Genomic DNA, 17402 nt, shown 5'->3' with positions numbered 1-17402 from the left:
ACAGATCCGTGGCAACCACCGATGCCAGCACCGGCACCCCGGCCGACAACCCGGGCCATGGGCCGAAGAAGACTTCCCGGGCCGGACGAGACCTGCCCGCGGCCATCGCGGTCGGCTCGAGCATCGGCGCGGTCCTCGTGGCGACGCTGCTGCTGGCTCCGCGTGGCTGGGTCGCAATCTGCGCGCTGGCGATGGCCGTCGCCAGCCATGAGGTGGTACGGCGGCTGCGTGAAGCCGGGTATCTGATCCCGGTGGTCCCGTTGCTGGTCGGCGGGCAGGTGACGATCTGGCTGAGCTGGCCCTACGGCGCTCGAGGCGTGCTGGCGGGCTTCGGCGCCACGGTCGTGGTCTGCATGATTTGGCGGTTGTTCATGCAGGACAAGCGGCCTGGTGTGGCAGCGTCGCCAGGAAACTACATGCGCGACACCTCGGCCACCGTTTTCCTGGCCGCGTGGGTGGTGTTGTTCGGTTCCTTTGCTGCGCTGCTGGTCTACCACGGCGCCGGGTGGGTGTTTTGCATGATGATCGCGGTCATCGCCTCCGATGTCGGAGGTTATGCGGTGGGGGTGCTGTTCGGCAAGCATCCGATGGTTCCGGCGATCAGCCCGAAAAAATCCTGGGAGGGATTCGCCGGTTCGATGGTCTGCGGCATCACCGCGACAACCATCACCGCGACCTATCTGGCCGGCAAGACACCGTGGGTGGGGGCGCTGCTGGGCGTACTTTTCGTGCTCACCACCACCCTGGGCGACCTGGTCGAGTCCCAGGTGAAGCGCGACCTCGGGATCAAGGACATGGGGCGTCTGCTGCCGGGCCACGGTGGCCTGATGGACCGGCTCGACGGGGTCCTCCCGTCCGCGGTGGCGGCCTGGATAGTGCTGACGCTGCTGCCCTGACCTGCCCTGGGCGACCCGGCAGGTCAATACTGGACACATCATGGTCGGTGAGCTGGTTTTCGAGGCGCCGCACCGCGGCATGCCACCGCGGCATCTCGCCGACCTCGACGCGGCCGGCCGCGCGGCCGCTGTCGCCGAACTGGGCCTGCCGGCCTTTCGGGCCAAGCAACTCGCGCACCAGTACTTCGGCCGCCTGATCGCCGACCCGCGCCGGATGACCGACCTGCCTGCGGCCGTTCGCGACGTGATCGCCGCGGCGATGTTCCCGACTTTGCTGACCGCAGTGCGCGACGTCACCTGTGACGCCGGCCAGACTCGAAAGACGTTGTGGCGGGCCGTCGATGGGGCCATCGTCGAGTCGGTGCTGATGCGCTACCCGCAACGCAATACGGTGTGCATCTCGTCGCAGGCCGGTTGTGGGATGGCCTGTCCGTTCTGTGCCACCGGCCAGGGCGGTCTGACCCGCAATTTGTCGACGGCAGAGATCGTCGAACAGGTGCGGGCCGCCGCCGCGGCCATGCGGGACGACTTCGGTGATCGGCTGTCCAATGTCGTCTTCATGGGCATGGGGGAGCCGCTGGCCAACTATTCGCGGGTGCTGGCCGCCGTGCGGCGCATCACCGAGCCGCCGCCGGGTGGTTTCGGCATCTCGGCCCGTTCGGTGACGGTGTCGACGGTGGGTCTGGCCCCGGCGATCCGCAAGCTCGCCGACGAGCGGCTCGGTGTGACGCTGGCGCTGTCGTTGCATGCGCCCGATGACGAGTTGCGTGACACGCTGGTCCCGGTGAACAACCGCTGGAAAGTCGACGAGGCCCTTGGTGCCGCCCACTACTACGCCGAGGTGACCGGCCGTCGGGTATCCGTGGAATACGCATTGATTCGTGACGTCAACGATCAACGGTGGCGGGCGGACCTGCTGGGCCGGCGGCTGCACCGCGCGCTGGGGCCGCTGGTCCATGTCAACCTCATCCCGCTGAACCCGACACCGGGCAGTGACTGGGATGCCAGTCCCAAGCCGGTGGAGCGCGACTTCGTCAGACATGTTCGTGCGCAAGGGGTTTCGTGTACCGTCCGCGACACTCGCGGCCGGGAGATCAGCGCCGCGTGTGGACAGCTGGCCGCCGGAGGCGGCTGAGCGTGATGAACCGCGGCACGGGGCATTACGTGATCAGGGCACCAACGTCCGAATACGAGGTCTGCCATGATTCTTCGTCTACCGTTCCCGACCAGAGCATTCGCCGCGGGCTTTGTGGCCGTCGCGTTCGCGGTTGTTCTGTTGCTCGGCGTTGCCGGCGCGCCGCGCGCGGTGGCTGCCGATGATCGTCTGAATTTCACCGCCACCACCCTCAGCGGCGCTCCTTTCAACGGGGCCAGCCTGCAGGGCAAGCCGGCCGTCTTGTGGTTCTGGACGCCCTGGTGCCCGTTCTGCAACGCCGAGGCGCCCAGTGTCAGTCACATTGCGGCCACCAATCCCCAAGTCACTTTCGTCGGCATTGCGGCGCACTCCGACGTCGGCGCGATGCAGGGCTTCGTCGCCAAGTACGGCCTGAACTTCACCAACCTCAACGACGCCGACGGTTCGATCTGGGCTCGCTACAACGTTCCTTGGCAGCCGGCGTGGGTGTTCTACCGCGCGGATGGCTCGTCGACCTTCGTCAACAACCCGACGTCGGCCATGTCCGAACAAGACCTCGCCGGCCGGGCGGCCGCGCTGGTGTCCTGACATCGTGGACCTGGGTCTGGTCGGTCTGGCGTTCGCCGCTGGGCTGGTGGCCGCGCTGAACCCGTGTGGGTTCGCCATGTTGCCCGGCTACTTGCTCGTGGTGGTGCACGGGCGGCATCCCGGCGAACGGGGGGGATTGCCAGCGCTCGGGCGAGCGCTGGCGGCCACCGTGGGAATGACGCTCGGCTTCACGACGGTGTTCGGGTTGTTCGGTGCGCTGACCATCTCGGCGGCCACGACGGTGCAGCGTTACTTACCGTACGCGACGGTTCTGATCGGGATTGTTCTTGTTGCGCTGGGGGTTTGGCTGCTGGCGGGTCGCGAGTTGACGGCGTTGACGCCCCGGCGGTTCGGCCCGCGATGGGCACCGACGGCCCGGCTGGGATCCACATACGGCTACGGCGTCAGCTATGCGACGGCCTCGCTGTCGTGCACCATCGGTCCGTTTCTGGCGGTCACCGGGGCCGGGTTTCGGGGTGGTTCGATCGCCGGCAGCGTCGCAATCTACCTGGCGTACAGTGCCGGTCTCACCCTGGTCGTCGGTGTGCTTGCGGTGGGTGTCGCGGCCGCGAGTTTGGCGCTGGCCGACCGCATCCGGCGGGTCCTGCCGTTAGTCAACCGGATCAGCGGCGGCCTGCTGGTCCTGACCGGACTGTACGTGGGTTACTACGGCTTCTACGAGCTGCGGCTGTTCGCCGGCGCCACGGTGAACGCTCGCGACGGGGTGATTACCGCCGCCGGCCGGCTCCAAGGGGTTCTCGCCGGCTGGGTGCACGAACACGGTGCCTGGCCGTGGGTTGCGGCGTTGGCAATGCTGACGCTCGGCGGGCTTGCCGGTGCGTGGTATCGCCGGGCGCGGCGTTCTACCTGAGCCAGCCGCGCCGGCGGCCCCACAAGTCGCGCACCAGCACGACGAGCACCAGTGCGGCAAACCCGATCAGGAACCAGTCCTCGATGTGGCCGACGTGGTTGCCGCGCAGCATTGCCAGCAGGAAGACGAAGATGCCCAGCCCGACGATGTGCCAGGTGCGGTGGTTGATCCTGCTCCAGCCCCACTTCGCGGACGGCACCTCGGCGGGGTCAACGCCGGTGTACTGCTCCACCTCGGTACTTGCCACGGCGACTCCTCCGGTTCGGTTCTGGCTTCTGGCAATCGGGTCGGCGGTTTCCGACATTTTGACACACGCCGGATCAGCCTGGAGTCAGCCCGCCGGGCGACCAACCGTGGCGGCGCTCACATATCTAGGGGATGACGCCAGCGCAGCCGGCGAAAGCGGGCGAAACCGCGGTCGGCGCTCACCAAGGTCGCGTTGTTCTCCAGGGCGTAGGCGGCCAGATACGCGTCCGCGATGTCGTTGCCACTCGCATCGATATCGGCGACGAGCTGCCGGAACAGCATCCAGTGCCGCTCGCCGGGGCCAAGCCGCACCGCGGCGGGTGCCGCGAGCAGGGCGTCGACGGCCTGCCACGCGTCATGCGGGCTCGTCGGCTCGGTGAAGACGCGCCGGTTGGTCACCACCCGGACGAAGCCGGCGAGCGCGCCGTCCGGCAGACCCAGTGGCTCGTCGTCGTTGGCCAGCTGCTCGAGCAAACCGCGATAGCTCGAATGTTCATGCAGGTCCGCCCGATGCGCATAGACGAGAACGTTGACGTCAACGCAAAGCATCGACCGACACGCCCTCGTCCATCGCCTCCGCGACGGCGGCGTTGGACGACAGATCTACACCAGGCCGAAGCCCGCCACTGCCCGTCGGCCGGACCCGATAGCGGCCGGCAGCCGGCTGCTCGGGCGGATTGAGACCACGCCGCACCGCGTCCTCGAGGACGGCGGCGACAGTGCGCCCGGAGCGAGCGGCCCTTGCCTTCACCTCGCGGTAGAGCTCGTCATCGATCCGGATCGTCGTGCGCATATGACGGCATTTTAGCATCAACCGTAGACATCAAGATGCCACCGTTGATGCCGGTCGCCCTGACTCGACGACCGCCGTCGGCGTGGCGACGACGAGAGAGTTTGGCGGCACAATGAGGAGGTGACAAACCCGAGGATGAGGTGACAAAGCCGAGCGACGGGCACGACGGCAGCCGGTTGCGTGTCCTGGTGTTGGGCAGCACCGGTTCGATCGGCACGCAGGCGCTGGAGGTCATCGCCGCCAACCCGGACCGCTTCGAGGTGGTGGGGTTGGCCGCCGGCGGCAAGCATCTCGACACACTGCTGCGGCAACGCGCCGAGACCGGGGTGACCAACATCGCCATCGCCGACGCTGTAGCGGCGCAGGCTGTTGGTGACATCCCCTTCCACGGACCCGATGCCGTCACCAGGCTCATCGAGGAAACCGAAGCCGACGTGGTGCTTAACGCATTGGTCGGTGCGTTGGGCCTGCGGCCGACGCTGGCGGCACTGGAATCCGGTGCCCGGCTGGCCCTGGCCAACAAGGAATCGCTGGTGGCCGGTGGCCCCCTGGTGCTGCGCGCCGCGCGGCCCGGCCAGATCGTGCCGGTGGACTCCGAGCATTCCGCACTGGCCCAGTGCCTGCGCGGTGGCGCTGCGGATGAGGTGGCCAAACTGGTGCTCACCGCCTCCGGCGGACCGTTTAGGGGCTGGGCCGCGGCCGACCTCGACAGCGTCACCCCGGAGCAGGCCGGCGCCCATCCCACCTGGTCGATGGGCCCGATGAACACGCTCAATTCGGCCTCGCTGGTCAACAAGGGCCTGGAGCTGATCGAAACGCACCTGTTGTTCGGCATTCCCTATGACCGCATCGACGTGGTGGTGCACCCGCAGTCGATCATTCATTCAATGGTGACCTTCATCGACGGCTCGACCATCGCCCAGGCCAGCCCGCCGGATATGACGCTGCCCATTTCGTTGGCGTGGGGCGGGCCGCGCCGGGTGCCCGGCGCGGCCACCTGCTGCGACTTTGGCAGCCCGCAGAGCTGGGAGTTCGAGCCGCTGGACAGCGATGTTTTCCCTGCGGTGGAACTGGCCCGGCACGCCGGCGAAACCGGCGGCTGCATGAGCGCCGTCTACAACGCCGCCAACGAAGAAGCGGCCGAAGCGTTCCTTGCCGGCCGCATCGGCTTTCCGGCCATCGTCGGGACCATCGCCGACGTGCTGCACGATGCCGACCAATGGGCGCTGCCACCCGCTACCGTGGATGACGTACTCGACGCGCAGCGCTGGGCGCGGGAACGCGCGCAGCGCGCGGTTGCCAAAGCAAGGCCGGCCGGTGCCTACGAAAAGGTCTCCGGACAAGCGTGAGAAAGGTCCATACAGGCTGATGATGTTCGTTATCGGCATTGTGCTGTTCGCACTCGCCATCCTGATCTCGGTGGCGTTGCATGAATGCGGCCATATGTGGGCAGCGCGCGCCACCGGGATGAAGGTGCGTCGTTATTTCGTCGGCTTCGGTCCCACCCTGTGGTCGACGCGCCGCGGCGAAACCGAATACGGCGTCAAGGCGATTCCGGCGGGCGGTTTCTGCGACATCGCCGGCATGACCCCGGTCGAGGAGCTCGCTCCCGACGAACGTGACCGCGCCATGTACAAGCAGGCGACCTGGAAGCGGATCGCGGTGCTGTTCGCCGGCCCGGGGATGAACTTTGTGATCTGCCTGATGCTGATCTATGCGATCGCGGTGATCTGGGGCCTGCCCAACCTGCATCCGCCAACCCGGGCCGTGATCGGCGAAACCGGCTGCGTCGCAGCCGAAACCAGCCAGGGCAAGCTCGAACAGTGCGTCGGGCCCGGCCCGGCCGCCCTGGCGGGCCTGCGCGCCGGCGACGTCGTCGTCAAGGTCGGCGACACCCCGGTGTCCACTTTCGACGAGATGGCCGCTGCGGTCCGCGCAATGCACGGCACCGTGCCCATCGTCGTGGAGCGGAACGGCACCACCATCACTGCCAACGTCACCATCGAATCCACCCGTCGCTGGTTGCCCACCGGACAGGGTGGTCAAGTCCAGCCCGCCACCGTCGGCGCCATCGGGGTCGGGGCCGTCCGTCCCGGTCCTACCCACTACGGCGTGTTGTCCGCGATTCCGGCGACTTTCGCGTTCGCCGGGGACCTGACCATCGAGGTGGGCAAGGCGCTGGCAGCCATCCCGACCAAGGTCGGCGCGCTGGTCCATGCCATCGGTGGCGGGCAGCGTGACCCGGAGACTCCGATGAGCGTGGTAGGCGCCAGCATCATCGGTGGCGACACCGTGGACCACGGGTTGTGGGTGGCGTTCTGGTTCTTCCTGGCCCAGCTGAACCTCATCCTGGGTGCGATCAACCTGCTGCCGTTGCTGCCGTTCGACGGTGGTCATATCGCTGTCGCGATATTCGAGAAGATCCGCAATATGATTCGGGCCGCCCGCGGCAAGGTTGCCGCGGCGCCGGTGAACTATCTCAAACTCATGCCGGCCACCTATGTGGTCCTGTTCTTCGTTGTCGGATACATGCTCTTGACCGTCACCGCTGACTTGGTCAACCCGATCCGGCTTTTCCAATAGCGACCTAGCGACCTAGAGAGAAGGACCGATAGTGACCGTTGGCCTGGGCCTGCCGCAACCGCCGGCGCCCACGCTCGCCCCTCGGCGCCCCACCCGTCAGCTGATGGTGGGTGACGTCGGCGTCGGCAGCGACCACCCGATTTCGGTGCAGTCGATGTGCACCACCAAAACCCACGACGTCAACTCGACGTTGCAGCAGATCGCCGAGTTGACCGCGGCCGGCTGCGACATTGTCCGGGTGGCCTGCCCGCGTCAGGAGGACGCCGACGCGCTGGCTGAGATCGCCCGACACAGCCAGATCCCGGTGATCGCCGACATCCATTTCCAGCCGAAGTACATCTTCGCCGCCATCGAGGCGGGCTGCGCTGCGGTGCGGGTAAACCCGGGAAACATCAAGGAATTCGACGGCCGGGTCGGCGAGGTCGCCAAGGCCGCCGGTGACGCCGGTATCCCGATCCGGATCGGCGTGAACGCCGGCTCGCTGGACAAGCGGTTCCTGCAGAAGCACGGCAAGGCCACGCCGGAGGCGCTGGTGGAGTCGGCGCTCTGGGAGGCCTCGCTGTTCGAGGAGCACGGTTTCGGCGACATCAAGATCAGCGTCAAGCACAACGATCCGGTGGTGATGGTCCGCGCTTACGAGTTGCTGGCCGCTCAGTGCGACTACCCGCTGCATCTCGGCGTCACCGAGGCCGGTCCCGCATTCCAGGGCACCATCAAGTCCGCCGTCGCCTTCGGGGCCCTGTTGTCCAAGGGCATCGGCGACACCATCCGGGTGTCCTTGTCGGCCCCGCCGGTCGAAGAAGTCAAGGTCGGCAATCAGATCCTCGGATCGCTGAACCTGCGGCCGCGGACGCTGGAGATCGTGTCCTGCCCGTCGTGCGGCCGCGCCCAGGTCGACGTCTACACCTTGGCCAACGAGGTGACCGCGGGTCTCGACGGGCTGGAGGTGCCGCTGCGGGTGGCCGTGATGGGCTGTGTGGTCAATGGTCCGGGGGAGGCGCGCGAGGCCGACTTGGGCGTTGCTTCCGGAAACGGCAAGGGACAGATCTTCGTTCGGGGCGAAGTGATCAAAACGGTGCCCGAAGCGCAGATCGTCGAGACGTTGATCGAAGAGGCGATGCGGCTGGCCGCCGACATGGCAGCCGACGCCGAACAGGATCCGGGCGCGACATCGAGCGGTTCGCCGATTGTGACCGTAAGCTGATAGACGCCAGCCCTCGGTCCTGGTTTCGGTTCGCACCATAGAGAGTTCTTCAGATGTCGGCTCCGCCCATCTTGCGCCTGGTCGGCGAACGACGGGTGGCTGTGGTGCGTGATGCCGCCGCGGTATGGCAGGTGCTCGATGAAAACCCGGTCGAATCGTGCATGGTCGCCGCCCGCGTCGCCGACTATGGCATCGAGCCGAATTCGATTGGCGGCGAATTGTGGACCCGACGTGGCGGCGTGGCGGAGTCGTTGTGCTTCGCCGGCGCCAACCTCATTCCGCTGCGCGGCGGGCTGATCGATCTGAACGCCTTCGCCGACGAGGCCAAGAGCACGGCGCGGCGGTGTTCGTCGCTGGTCGGCCGGGCCGACCTGGTGTTGCCCATGTGGCAGCGTCTCGAGTCAACCTGGGGCCCCGCGCGTGACGTCCGCGACCATCAACCGCTGATGGCCATCAACAGCCATCCCAGTTGTTCGATCGACACCGAGGTACGACAGGTGCGACCGGAGGAACTGGACGCCTACCTGGTGGCGGCGGTGGACATGTTCATCGGCGAGGTGGGCATCGACCCGCGGACGGGTGACGGTGGCCGCGGCTACCGCCGTCGGGTGGCCAGCCTCATAGCGGCCGGACGGGCCTGGGCCCGATTCGAGCATGGCGAGGTGGTCTTCAAGGCCGAGGTGGGATCGCAGTCTCCGTCCGTCGGGCAGATCCAGGGGGTGTGGGTTCATCCGGAACGACGCGGCCTGGGTCTGGGCACCGCCGGCACTGCGACGGTGGCCGCGGTGATCGTCGGTAGCGGCCGCATCGCGAGCCTTTACGTAAACAGCTTCAACACCGTCGCCCGGGCCGCCTATACCCGCGTCGGCTTTCGGGAAGTGGGCACCTTCGCCACCGTGCTGCTCGACTGACTCCGATCCGCGAGCGTAACGCCACGGCCCTGGCGGGGCTCAATAACGGTTGGGTCTCGGTGTGTCTGCGCGGCCGCTGCCGTCAGCCTCTTAACATCAGTCACGATGGTAACTCGAATAACGTTAGCCTCAGTTGTCGCAGGTGTTCTGGTCGCGGTGGTCGCACTGCCGGGGTGCACTCCCCGACCCGAAGGCCCCGGCCCGGCCGCCGAGAAGTTCTTCGCCGCATTGGCTATCGGCGACACCGCTACCGCGGCCCAACTCACCGACAACCCCAACGAAGCCCGCGAAGCACTCAACGCCGCCTGGGCCGGACTGCAAGCCACCCACCTGGACGCCCAGCTCCTCAGCTCGAAATACGCCGAGGATATGGGCACCGTCGCTTATCGCTTCACCTGGCATCTGCCCAAGAACCGGACCTGGAGCTACGACGGCCAGCTCAAGATGGCCCGCGACGAGGGCAACTGGGAGGTCCGCTGGGCCACCACCGGGCTGCATCCGAAACTCGGTGAGCACCAGACCTTTTCGCTGCGGTCGGATCCACCCAGACGGGCCTCGGTGAACGAACTCGGCGGCACCGACGTCCTGGCGCCGGGCTACCTGTACCACTACTCGCTGGATGCGACCACGGCCGGCTCAGACCTGATCGGCACCGCACACGCGGTGGTAGAGGCCCTGCACCCGTTTAACGACACGCTGAACGACCCGCAGCTGCTCGCCGAACGGGCCAGCTCGTCGACCCATCCGCTGGATCTGGGGGTCACGTTGCGCGCCGACGACAGCAATCGGGTCTTCGGCGCGATCGGACAACTGCCCGGCGTCGTGGTCACACCGCAGGCCGACCTGCTGCCCACCGACGACCATTTCGCGCCGGTCGTCATGACCGAGGTGAAAAAGGCCGTGATCGACCAGCTCGACGGACAGGCGGGCTGGCGGGTGGTCAGCGTCAACCAGAACGGGGTCGACGTCGCGGTGCTGCACGAAGTCGAGCCGTCACCGGCGCCGTCGATCACGATCACGCTGGACCGGACCGTGCAGAACGCCGCCCAGCGCGCGGTGGACGCCCGCGGCGGCAAGGCGATGATCGTGGTGCTCAAGCCGTCGACCGGCGAGATTCTGGCCATCGCACAGAACGCGGGCGCCGACGCCGACGGCCCGATCGCCACCACCGGCCTCTACCCGCCGGGGTCGACGTTCAAGATGATCACCGCCGGCGCGGCCGTCGAGCGAGATATCGCCACCCCCAACACCATGCTGGGCTGCCCGGGCCACCTCGACATCGGACACCGCACCATTCCCAACTACGGTGGCTTCGATCTGGGCGTGGTGCCGTTGTCGCGGGCGTTCGCCAGTTCGTGCAACACCACCTTTGCAGAACTGAGCAGCAAATTACCGCCGCGTGGTCTGACCCAGGCGGCCAGTCGCTACGGGATCGGCCTGGACTATCGGGTGGAAGGCATCACCACGGTGACCGGGTCGGTGCCGCCGACGGTCGACCTGGCCGAGCGCACCGAGGACGGGTTCGGTCAGGGGCGGGTCCTGGCCAGCCCCTTTGGCATGGCGTTGGTGGCGGCGACCGTGGCGGCGGGCAAGACTCCGGTGCCGCAGCTGATCGTCGGCCGGCCAACGGCGGTGGAGGGCGACGGCACGCCGATCAGCCCGAAAATGATCGACGCGCTGCGGCCCATGATGCGGCTGGTGGTGACCAACGGCACCGCCAAGGAGATCGCCGGCTGCGGTGAGATTTTCGGAAAGACCGGTGAAGCCGAATTCCCGGGCGGATCGCATTCCTGGTTCGCGGGGTATCGCGGCGATCTGGCGTTCGCGTCGCTGATCGTCGGGGGCGGCAGTTCGGAGTACGCGGTGCGGATGACCAAGATGATGTTCGACATCCTGCCGCCCGGATACCTCGCGTAGCACGTCGTGACTACGAGCCGTTTTGTCCGAAAATCAGACCGCCGGCGCCGCCACCGCCAGGCTTGCCCGCAGGCGCGCCACTGCCGCCGTTGCCGCCGTTGCCGCCGCTGCCCAGCAGCCAGGCGTCGCCGCCGGGAGCGCCGTCACCACCGGGACTGAGCCCGTCAACCGATTCGCCGCCCGCGCCGCCAGCGCCGCCGGCGCCGATCAACCCGGCCTTGCCGCCGTGGCCGCCGGAGCCGGCGCTGCCTCCGGCGGCGTGCGCGAAGCCGCCGCTACCGCCGATACCGCCGGACCCGAACAGGATGCCGGCGTTCCCGCCGGCGCCGCCGGCGCCGCCGGCACCACCATTGCCGAACAGGCCGATCGCGTGGCCGCCGGCCCCGCCATTACCGCCGAGGGCGGCGCCTATCCCTGCGGGGCCTCCGTCGCCGCCGGCACCACCGGCGCCGACGATCACCCCACCAGTACCGCCGACGCCCCCAACCCCGCCGGCGTTGTGGCCGGCGCCACCGGCGCCGCCGCTGCCGCCGGAGCCGAACAGCCCGCCGGCGCCGCCGGCGCCCCCGGCACCACCCGTCTGGGCCAGCGAGGCTCCGCCGGTCCCGCCGGCACCACCGGGACTGAACAATCCGCCGGCGCCACCGGCGCCGCCGGCCCCGCTGTTGCCCGGGGAGCCGACCACTCCGAGTCCACCGGCACCGCCGGACCCGGCGGTGCCGAACAGGCCTGCTGCCCCGCCGGCGCCGCCGGCACCGCCGTTGAGGCCAAAGCCGCCGGTGCCGCCCGTCCCGCCGGTGCCGAACAGCCCGCCGGCACCGCCGTTTCCGCCGTCACCGGCGATGACGGCTGCCGAGCCGCCGCCGTTGCCGCCGTTGCCGCCGTTGCCGAACAACAGCCCGGCGGCCCCGCCGTTGCCGCCCCGCTGGCCGACGGCGCCGGAGCCGCCGGCGCCGCCGTTGCCGACCAGCAGTCCGCCGTCCTGTCCGTTTGCCCCGGATCCCGGGGCGCCGGCCGTCCCGTTAGCGATCAGCGGGCGGCCCAACAGGATCAGCGTGGGTGCATTGATGGCGTCGAGCAGGTTCTGTTGCACGTTGGCGGCCTCAGCGCCGGCATACGCGGCGCCGCCGGTCGTCAAGGCGCGGACAAATTGGTCGTGAAACGTCGCCGCCTGCGCGCTGAGCGTCTGGTAGGCGCGGGCGTGAGCGGAAAACAGGGCCGCAATGCCGGCCGACACCTCGTCGGCGCCGGCAGCCAATACCTCGAGGGTGGCGGGCGCGGCCGCCGCGTTGGCGGACGTGATCGTCGACCCGATGCCGGATACGCTCGAGGCCGCCGCAAAGATCGAGTCCGGAGCGGCGATCAGGTAGGACATGTACACCTCGCATTGCGTCGTGGCGATCCGCAGATTCGCCACATCTGAGCCTCACCCCAAGCCGAAGCCGCGACCGAAGGATCGTATCGCGATCGCATTGGCGGGACCGGGTGTTTGCCAACGATGCAGCCGACTCGCCCGGCCGCACCGTCCCGGTAATGGAGGTAAGTTGCGAGGGTGAGGCGACGACACGACGATCAGGAAAGGTCATGACGGACAGCGGTGGGGACATGGTGACACTGCGGGTCTCGGACGCCGACCGCAACGGCACCATGCGGCGGTTGCACAACGCCGTCGCGCTCGGGTTGATCGATATCAACGAATTCGAGCAGCGCTCGTCTCGGGTGTCCTTTGCACGTACCCACGGCGAACTGGAGAGGCTGGTTTGCGACCTGCCCGGGCCCGGCGCGATCGTCACGTCCGCAGCCGACCGGGTGCAACTGCGTGGCTGGGCCGGATCGCTGAAGCGCCATGGCGAATGGATGGTGCCCACCCGGCTGGCGCTGGTGCGCCGCCTGGGTTCGATCGACCTCGACCTCACCAAGGCCCGTTTCGCCGGGCCGGTGGTGGTCATCGAGCTCGACTTGAAGTTCGGTTCACTGGACCTGCGGCTGCCCGACGGCGCCAGCGCCTCGATCGACGACGTCGAGGTATATGTGGGCAGCGCCAGCGACCGCCGCAAAGACGCACCGGCGGAGGGGACGCCGCATGTGGTGCTGACCGGCCGGGTGGTCTGCGGTTCGGTGGTGATTCGCGGCCCACGCCGGGCGTTGCTGCGCCGCCATCAGGCTTGATCGCGCCGCCGTGTGTCACAGTGGCAGCGGCTGTTCCGTCGGTGCACCGCACGCCTCGCCGGTGTCGCCGGGATGTGCGCCCGTCCCCGGGAGGCGGCCGGTGGGGCGCAAGTGACGGGCCGTCGCAGGGCCCCGACTAAGCTAGCGGGATGCCTGCTCGCACCGCGCTTTCTCCCGGCGCCCTGTCCCCGACGCGGCCGGTGCCCAAGTGGATCGCGCGCCCCGAATACGTCGGCAAGCCGACGGCCAAGGAGGGGACCGAACCGTGGGTGCAAACCCCGGAGGTAATCGAGAAGATGCGCGTCGCCGGCCGGATCGCGGCCGGCGCCCTCGCCGAGGCCGGTAAGGCCGTGGCGCCGGGGGTCTCCACCGACGAGCTGGACCGGATCGCGCATGAGTACATGGTCGACCACGGTGCATATCCGTCGACGCTGGGCTACAAGGGTTTCCCGAAGTCGTGCTGCACGTCGCTCAACGAGGTCATCTGCCACGGGATCCCCGACTCGACGGTGATCGCCGACGGTGACATCGTCAACATCGATGTCACCGCTTACTTCGACGGTGTCCACGGCGACACCAATGCGACCTTCCTGGCCGGCGACGTCGCCGAAGAACACCGCCTGCTCGTGGACCGGACCCGGGAGGCGACGATGCGGGCGATCAACGCCGTCAAACCCGGGCGCGCGTTGTCGATCATCGGGCGGGTTATCGAGTCCTACGCAAATCGGTTCGGCTACAACGTGGTTCGCGACTTCACCGGTCACGGCATCGGCACCACGTTCCACAACGGGCTGGTCGTGCTGCATTACGACCAGCCTGCGGTGGAAACGATCATGCACCCGGGCATGACCTTCACCATCGAGCCGATGATCAACCTGGGCGCCCTGGACTACGAGATTTGGGACGACGGCTGGACGGTGATCACCAAGGACCGCAAGTGGACCGCGCAGTTCGAGCACACGCTGCTGGTCACCGACACCGGCGTCGAGATCCTCACGTTGCCGTGACTTTCTCACCGCGAGCAGACGCAAACTCGCATGATCGTCGCCGCAACGGTGCGAGTCTGTGTCTGCTCGCCACCACACGGTGAGTGGCGCCCTGCTGGTTGCCGGAACCAGCTCCGATGCCGGCAAGTCCGTGGTGGTCGCGGGCCTGTGCCGGTTGCTGGCCCGCGGCGGCGTTCGGGTGGCGCCGTTCAAAGCGCAGAACATGTCCAACAATTCCGCCGTCGCCGTGGAAGGCGGCGAGATCGGCCGTGCCCAGGCCATCCAAGCTCGCGCGGCGGGGTTGGAGCCCAGCGTGCGATTCAACCCCATCCTGCTCAAGCCGGGCAGCGACCGGACGTCGCAACTGGTCATCCGGGGCCGAGTCGCCGATAGCGTCACGGCGGCCGGCTACCTGCGGCATCGCGATCGGCTAGCCGGCGTGGTTCTCGACGAATTGGCAAGTCTGCGAGCCGAGTTCGACGCAGTGATCTGCGAGGGAGCCGGATCCGCAGCCGAAACAAACTTGCGGGCAACGGATCTGGCAAATATGGGGCTGGCGCGCGCGGCCAACCTGCCGGTGGTCGTGGTCGGCGACATCGACCGCGGCGGCTTGCTGGCCCATCTGTTCGGGACAGTCGCGGTGCTCGACCCCGACGACCAGGCACACATTGCGGGCTTCATTGTCAACAAGTTTCGCGGTGACCCCGCGCTGCTGGAGCCAGGGCTGCGGCAGCTGCTGGAGTCGACGGGCCGCCCCACCTACGGGGTGCTGCCCTACACCGACGAGCTCTGGCTCGACGCCGAGGACTCGCTGTCGGTGGTGGCGCACCGCGTCGTCGGCACGCCCGAGCCGCCCCGCGGCGACCAGTGGCTGCGGGTGGCGGCGGTGCGGATGCCGCGGATCTCCAACTCCACCGATGTCGAGGCGCTGGCGTGTGAGCCCGGCGTGCTTGTGCGCTGGATCACCGAACCCGCCGACCTGGCCGACGTCGACCTGATCGTGCTGCCCGGCAGCAAGGCCACGGTCGCAGATCTGTGCTGGCTGCGCGAGCGTGGCCTGGCCGGCGGCATCGTCGACCACGCGCGGGCCGGCAGGCCGGTGCTGGGAATCTGCGGCGGCTTCCAAATGCTGTGCCGCAGTATCGAAGACACCGTTGAGTCCGGGGCCGGGGCGGTGGCCGCGCTGGGGTTGCTGGACGTCGACATCGTGTTCGCCGCGGACAAGAGGCTGCGGCGCTGGCAGTCGGCGTTGACCGGTTATGAAATCCATCACGGGCGACTGGCCCGCTGCGCCGAGATGGGGTGGTTCGACGTCGACTCCGAGGTACAGGGTGTGCGGTGCGGCGTGGTTTTCGGCACCCACTGGCACGGCCTGCTCGACAACGACGACTTCCGTCGCGACTGGCTCACCGAGGTGGCCACCGCCGCCGGCCGGAGCGGATTCGTCGTCGCCGACGGCGTCAACGTGGCGGCCCGACGCGACGCTCAGCTTGATCTGATGGCTGATCTGTTGGCGTCGCATGTCGACGTGCAGGCGGTGCTCGGCCTGCTCGCCGGGCCGCCGCCGCAGCGGCCCTATCTGGTCAGCGACCTGCGGGTCTAGGCCGAGACCGGGTCTGCACCATTCCGGCGGAGCCGTCTACAGCGCCGGGCATACCGGCCGTGCCGTCGTTTGCGGAAATGCCGATATCGCGGGGGCGTTTGCTGTAGCTTTCTGGGATCACGACGATTGCCGGTGCTTGGTGCTTGGAGACGCGCATGAACGTGGCGGCGCAAACCTTGCTGTCTACCAGGGTGCGGGGAGTCGAGGACCTGCGGCCGCGCAGGTAAGGCTGGAAGAAGGCCCTCGATGAATTTCTTGGTGTTGCCGCCAGAAGTCAACTCGGCGCGAATATTTTCCGGCGTCGGGTCTGGCCCGATGCTGGCGGTGGCCGCGGCCTGGGACGGGTTGGCCTTCGAATTAGCCTCGGCGGCAGCGGCTTTCGGTTCGGTGACGTCGGGACTGGCGAACGAATCGTGGCAGGGCCCCCGCGGCGGCGGCGATGTCCGGCGCGGCCGCCCCCTATCTGGGTTGGCTGAATGCCGCGGCGTCACAGGCCGAGGAGGCCGCGGGCCAGGCCCGCGTCGCAGCCGGCGCGTTCGAGGCGGCTAAGGCCGCGACGGTACATCCGGCTGCGTTGGTGGCCAACCGGGCTCGGCTGCTGTCGCTGGTGTTCTCAAACCTGTTCGGGCAGAACGCCCCGGCGATCGCGGCCGCCGAGGCCGACTACGAGCGGATGTGGGCCCAGGATGCGGCGGCCATGTCTGGCTACTATTCCGGGGTTTCGGCCGCGGCTGGCCGGCTGATGCCGTGGCAACGTTCGCTGCACAACCTGGCCGGCCCACTACGCGGCCTTGTCGGCGGCCCCGGACGCGCCCCAGCGACCAGTGCCGACGCTGTCGCCGCCAAGGCCGACTCGTCCGGGGCCACCGCGATCACCAGCAATTCCGCCCAGAGCGTCAGCCCGGCCGGCGATGCGGCCTCGGCGCGTGCGGTCGGTGTGAATGCTGCTGCACCGCTGGCACTTTCAGGAGTCGGCAACCAGGGCAGCGGAAACACCGGCAGCGGCAACCAGGGCAGCGGCAACCAGGGCAACGGCAACCAGGGGACCGGTAACGCCGGTGACGGCAACCGCGGCAACAACAACGTGGGCAGTGGCAACACGGGCGACAACAACGACGGTGACGGAAACATCGGCAACAACAACGCCGGTGATGGCAACAACAACAGCGGCAACCCAGCCGTCGGCAACCCGGGCGACGGCAACTTCGGCAGCGGCAACTCCGGTTACGGCAACAAGGGCGACAGCAACCAGGGTTCGGGCAATCTGGGCAACGGCAACGTCGGTAGCGGCAATATCGGCAGCAACAACATCGGCAGCGGGAACTATGGCAGCCAGAACTGGGGCAGTGGCAACACCGGGACCGCCAATAGCGGCACCGGAAACATCGGGGACTACAACTTCGGCAGCGGAAACTTCGGCAGCGGCAACCTCGGCAGCGGCAACGTCGGCAGCGTCAATCTCGGGAGCGGCAACAACGGCACCGACAAGATCGGCGGCGG

16 protein-coding genes and 1 pseudogene are annotated in these 17402 nt (G+C 68.2%); 13 read left to right on the top strand and 4 right to left on the bottom strand.

Going from position 1 to position 17402, the window contains the following annotated elements:
* Positions 1 to 8 precede the first annotated feature (8 nt).
* From BST40_RS19310 to BST40_RS19295, 4 genes are all read left to right on the top strand, one after another.
* Complete coding sequence (locus BST40_RS19310) at positions 9 to 896, top strand: phosphatidate cytidylyltransferase (RefSeq protein WP_075548099.1); 888 nt, start codon at positions 9 to 11, stop codon at positions 894 to 896.
* A gap of 40 nt (positions 897 to 936) precedes the next feature.
* A complete protein-coding gene (gene rlmN, locus BST40_RS19305; RefSeq protein WP_075548100.1) occupies positions 937 to 2031 on the top strand; it encodes a dual-specificity RNA methyltransferase RlmN in 1095 nt (364 codons plus the stop codon).
* 66 nt (positions 2032 to 2097) lie between these two features.
* Positions 2098 to 2619 carry a disulfide bond-forming protein DsbE gene (gene dsbE / locus BST40_RS19300; protein ID WP_075548101.1) on the top strand — a complete coding sequence of 174 codons (522 nt, stop codon included), beginning with the start codon at positions 2098 to 2100 and terminating at the stop codon, positions 2617 to 2619.
* Positions 2620 to 2623: 4 nt separating this feature from the next.
* On the top strand, positions 2624 to 3490 hold the full coding sequence (locus tag BST40_RS19295) for a cytochrome c biogenesis CcdA family protein (protein WP_083155157.1): 867 nt from the start codon (positions 2624 to 2626) through the stop codon (positions 3488 to 3490).
* Here BST40_RS19295 and BST40_RS19290 read toward each other — a convergent pair.
* The 3 genes from BST40_RS19290 to BST40_RS19280 all read right to left on the bottom strand — a co-directional run bounded on the left by BST40_RS19290 (position 3483) and on the right by BST40_RS19280 (position 4529).
* Positions 3483 to 3737, bottom strand: coding sequence for a DUF2631 domain-containing protein (locus BST40_RS19290; protein WP_075548120.1), 255 nt, complete (start codon positions 3735 to 3737; stop codon positions 3483 to 3485). The genes BST40_RS19295 and BST40_RS19290 overlap by 8 nt on opposite strands.
* A 116-nt stretch (positions 3738 to 3853) precedes the next feature.
* Positions 3854 to 4285: a type II toxin-antitoxin system VapC family toxin gene (locus BST40_RS19285; RefSeq protein ID WP_075548103.1), complete on the bottom strand. Its 432-nt coding sequence runs from the start codon at positions 4283 to 4285 to the stop codon at positions 3854 to 3856.
* Positions 4272 to 4529 (bottom strand): ribbon-helix-helix domain-containing protein, encoded by a 258-nt coding sequence (locus BST40_RS19280; RefSeq protein WP_075548104.1) that lies wholly within the window; start codon positions 4527 to 4529, stop codon positions 4272 to 4274. The genes BST40_RS19285 and BST40_RS19280 overlap by 14 nt, the downstream gene beginning before the upstream one ends.
* A gap of 140 nt (positions 4530 to 4669) precedes the next feature.
* On the opposite strand from BST40_RS19280, the gene dxr reads away from it, so the two are divergent.
* From dxr to BST40_RS19255, 5 genes are all read left to right on the top strand, one after another.
* Positions 4670 to 5878, top strand: coding sequence for a 1-deoxy-D-xylulose-5-phosphate reductoisomerase (gene dxr / locus BST40_RS19275; protein ID WP_083155154.1), 1209 nt, complete (start codon positions 4670 to 4672; stop codon positions 5876 to 5878).
* A 19-nt stretch (positions 5879 to 5897) separates the two neighbouring features.
* Positions 5898 to 7112: a M50 family metallopeptidase gene (locus BST40_RS19270; RefSeq protein ID WP_075548106.1), complete on the top strand. Its 1215-nt coding sequence runs from the start codon at positions 5898 to 5900 to the stop codon at positions 7110 to 7112.
* 31 nt (positions 7113 to 7143) lie between these two features.
* On the top strand, positions 7144 to 8316 hold the full coding sequence (gene ispG, locus BST40_RS19265) for a flavodoxin-dependent (E)-4-hydroxy-3-methylbut-2-enyl-diphosphate synthase (protein WP_075548107.1): 1173 nt from the start codon (positions 7144 to 7146) through the stop codon (positions 8314 to 8316).
* Positions 8317 to 8369: 53 nt separating this feature from the next.
* On the top strand, positions 8370 to 9227 hold the full coding sequence (locus tag BST40_RS19260) for a GNAT family N-acetyltransferase (protein WP_075548108.1): 858 nt from the start codon (positions 8370 to 8372) through the stop codon (positions 9225 to 9227).
* Between the two features lie 105 nt (positions 9228 to 9332).
* The gene (locus tag BST40_RS19255) at positions 9333 to 11144 is read left to right on the top strand and encodes a penicillin-binding transpeptidase domain-containing protein (RefSeq protein ID WP_075548109.1); all 1812 of its coding nucleotides are present in this window, start codon (positions 9333 to 9335) and stop codon (positions 11142 to 11144) included.
* 10 nt (positions 11145 to 11154) lie between these two features.
* Here the strand turns inward: BST40_RS19255 and BST40_RS19250 are convergent, their stop codons facing one another.
* Positions 11155 to 12519 carry a PE family protein gene (locus BST40_RS19250; protein ID WP_083155163.1) on the bottom strand — a complete coding sequence of 455 codons (1365 nt, stop codon included), beginning with the start codon at positions 12517 to 12519 and terminating at the stop codon, positions 11155 to 11157.
* 209 nt (positions 12520 to 12728) lie between these two features.
* Here BST40_RS19250 and BST40_RS19245 point away from each other — a divergent pair, with 209 nt between their 5' ends.
* The 4 genes and pseudogenes from BST40_RS19245 to BST40_RS31175 all read left to right on the top strand — a co-directional run.
* Entirely contained in the window at positions 12729 to 13313 is a 585-nt protein-coding gene (locus BST40_RS19245) for a DUF1707 SHOCT-like domain-containing protein (protein WP_075548110.1), read from the top strand.
* Between the two features lie 149 nt (positions 13314 to 13462).
* A complete protein-coding gene (gene map, locus BST40_RS19240; protein WP_075548111.1) occupies positions 13463 to 14320 on the top strand; it encodes a type I methionyl aminopeptidase in 858 nt (285 codons plus the stop codon).
* A 79-nt stretch (positions 14321 to 14399) separates the two neighbouring features.
* A complete protein-coding gene (locus tag BST40_RS19235; RefSeq protein WP_075548112.1) occupies positions 14400 to 15902 on the top strand; it encodes a cobyric acid synthase in 1503 nt (500 codons plus the stop codon).
* Positions 15903 to 16148: 246 nt separating this feature from the next.
* A pseudogene (locus BST40_RS31175) lies at positions 16149 to 17402 on the top strand (PPE domain-containing protein); the annotation flags it as partial.

It is taken from the genome of Mycobacterium persicum, from assembly GCF_002086675.1.
GTDB classification, from domain to species: Bacteria; Actinomycetota; Actinomycetes; order Mycobacteriales; family Mycobacteriaceae; genus Mycobacterium; species Mycobacterium persicum.
This window is presented reverse-complemented; position numbering and strand designations above follow the sequence as displayed.

What these genes read in the sequence shown, in the direction of transcription:
- BST40_RS19280 (WP_075548104.1), bottom strand. Translation starts at nt 4,529, where the DNA reads ATGCGCACGACGATCCGGATCGATGACGAGCTCTACCGCGAGGTGAAG.
- BST40_RS19255 (WP_075548109.1), top strand. Translation starts at nt 9,333, where the DNA reads ATGGTAACTCGAATAACGTTAGCCTCAGTTGTCGCAGGTGTTCTGGTC.
- map (WP_075548111.1), top strand. Translation starts at nt 13,463, where the DNA reads ATGCCTGCTCGCACCGCGCTTTCTCCCGGCGCCCTGTCCCCGACGCGG.
- BST40_RS19260 (WP_075548108.1), top strand. Translation starts at nt 8,370, where the DNA reads ATGTCGGCTCCGCCCATCTTGCGCCTGGTCGGCGAACGACGGGTGGCT.
- BST40_RS19270 (WP_075548106.1), top strand. Translation starts at nt 5,898, where the DNA reads ATGATGTTCGTTATCGGCATTGTGCTGTTCGCACTCGCCATCCTGATC.
- BST40_RS19245 (WP_075548110.1), top strand. Translation starts at nt 12,729, where the DNA reads ATGACGGACAGCGGTGGGGACATGGTGACACTGCGGGTCTCGGACGCC.
- BST40_RS19285 (WP_075548103.1), bottom strand. Translation starts at nt 4,285, where the DNA reads ATGCTTTGCGTTGACGTCAACGTTCTCGTCTATGCGCATCGGGCGGAC.
- dsbE (WP_075548101.1), top strand. Translation starts at nt 2,098, where the DNA reads ATGATTCTTCGTCTACCGTTCCCGACCAGAGCATTCGCCGCGGGCTTT.
- rlmN (WP_075548100.1), top strand. Translation starts at nt 937, where the DNA reads ATGGTCGGTGAGCTGGTTTTCGAGGCGCCGCACCGCGGCATGCCACCG.
- BST40_RS19250 (WP_083155163.1), bottom strand. Translation starts at nt 12,519, where the DNA reads ATGTCCTACCTGATCGCCGCTCCGGACTCGATCTTTGCGGCGGCCTCG.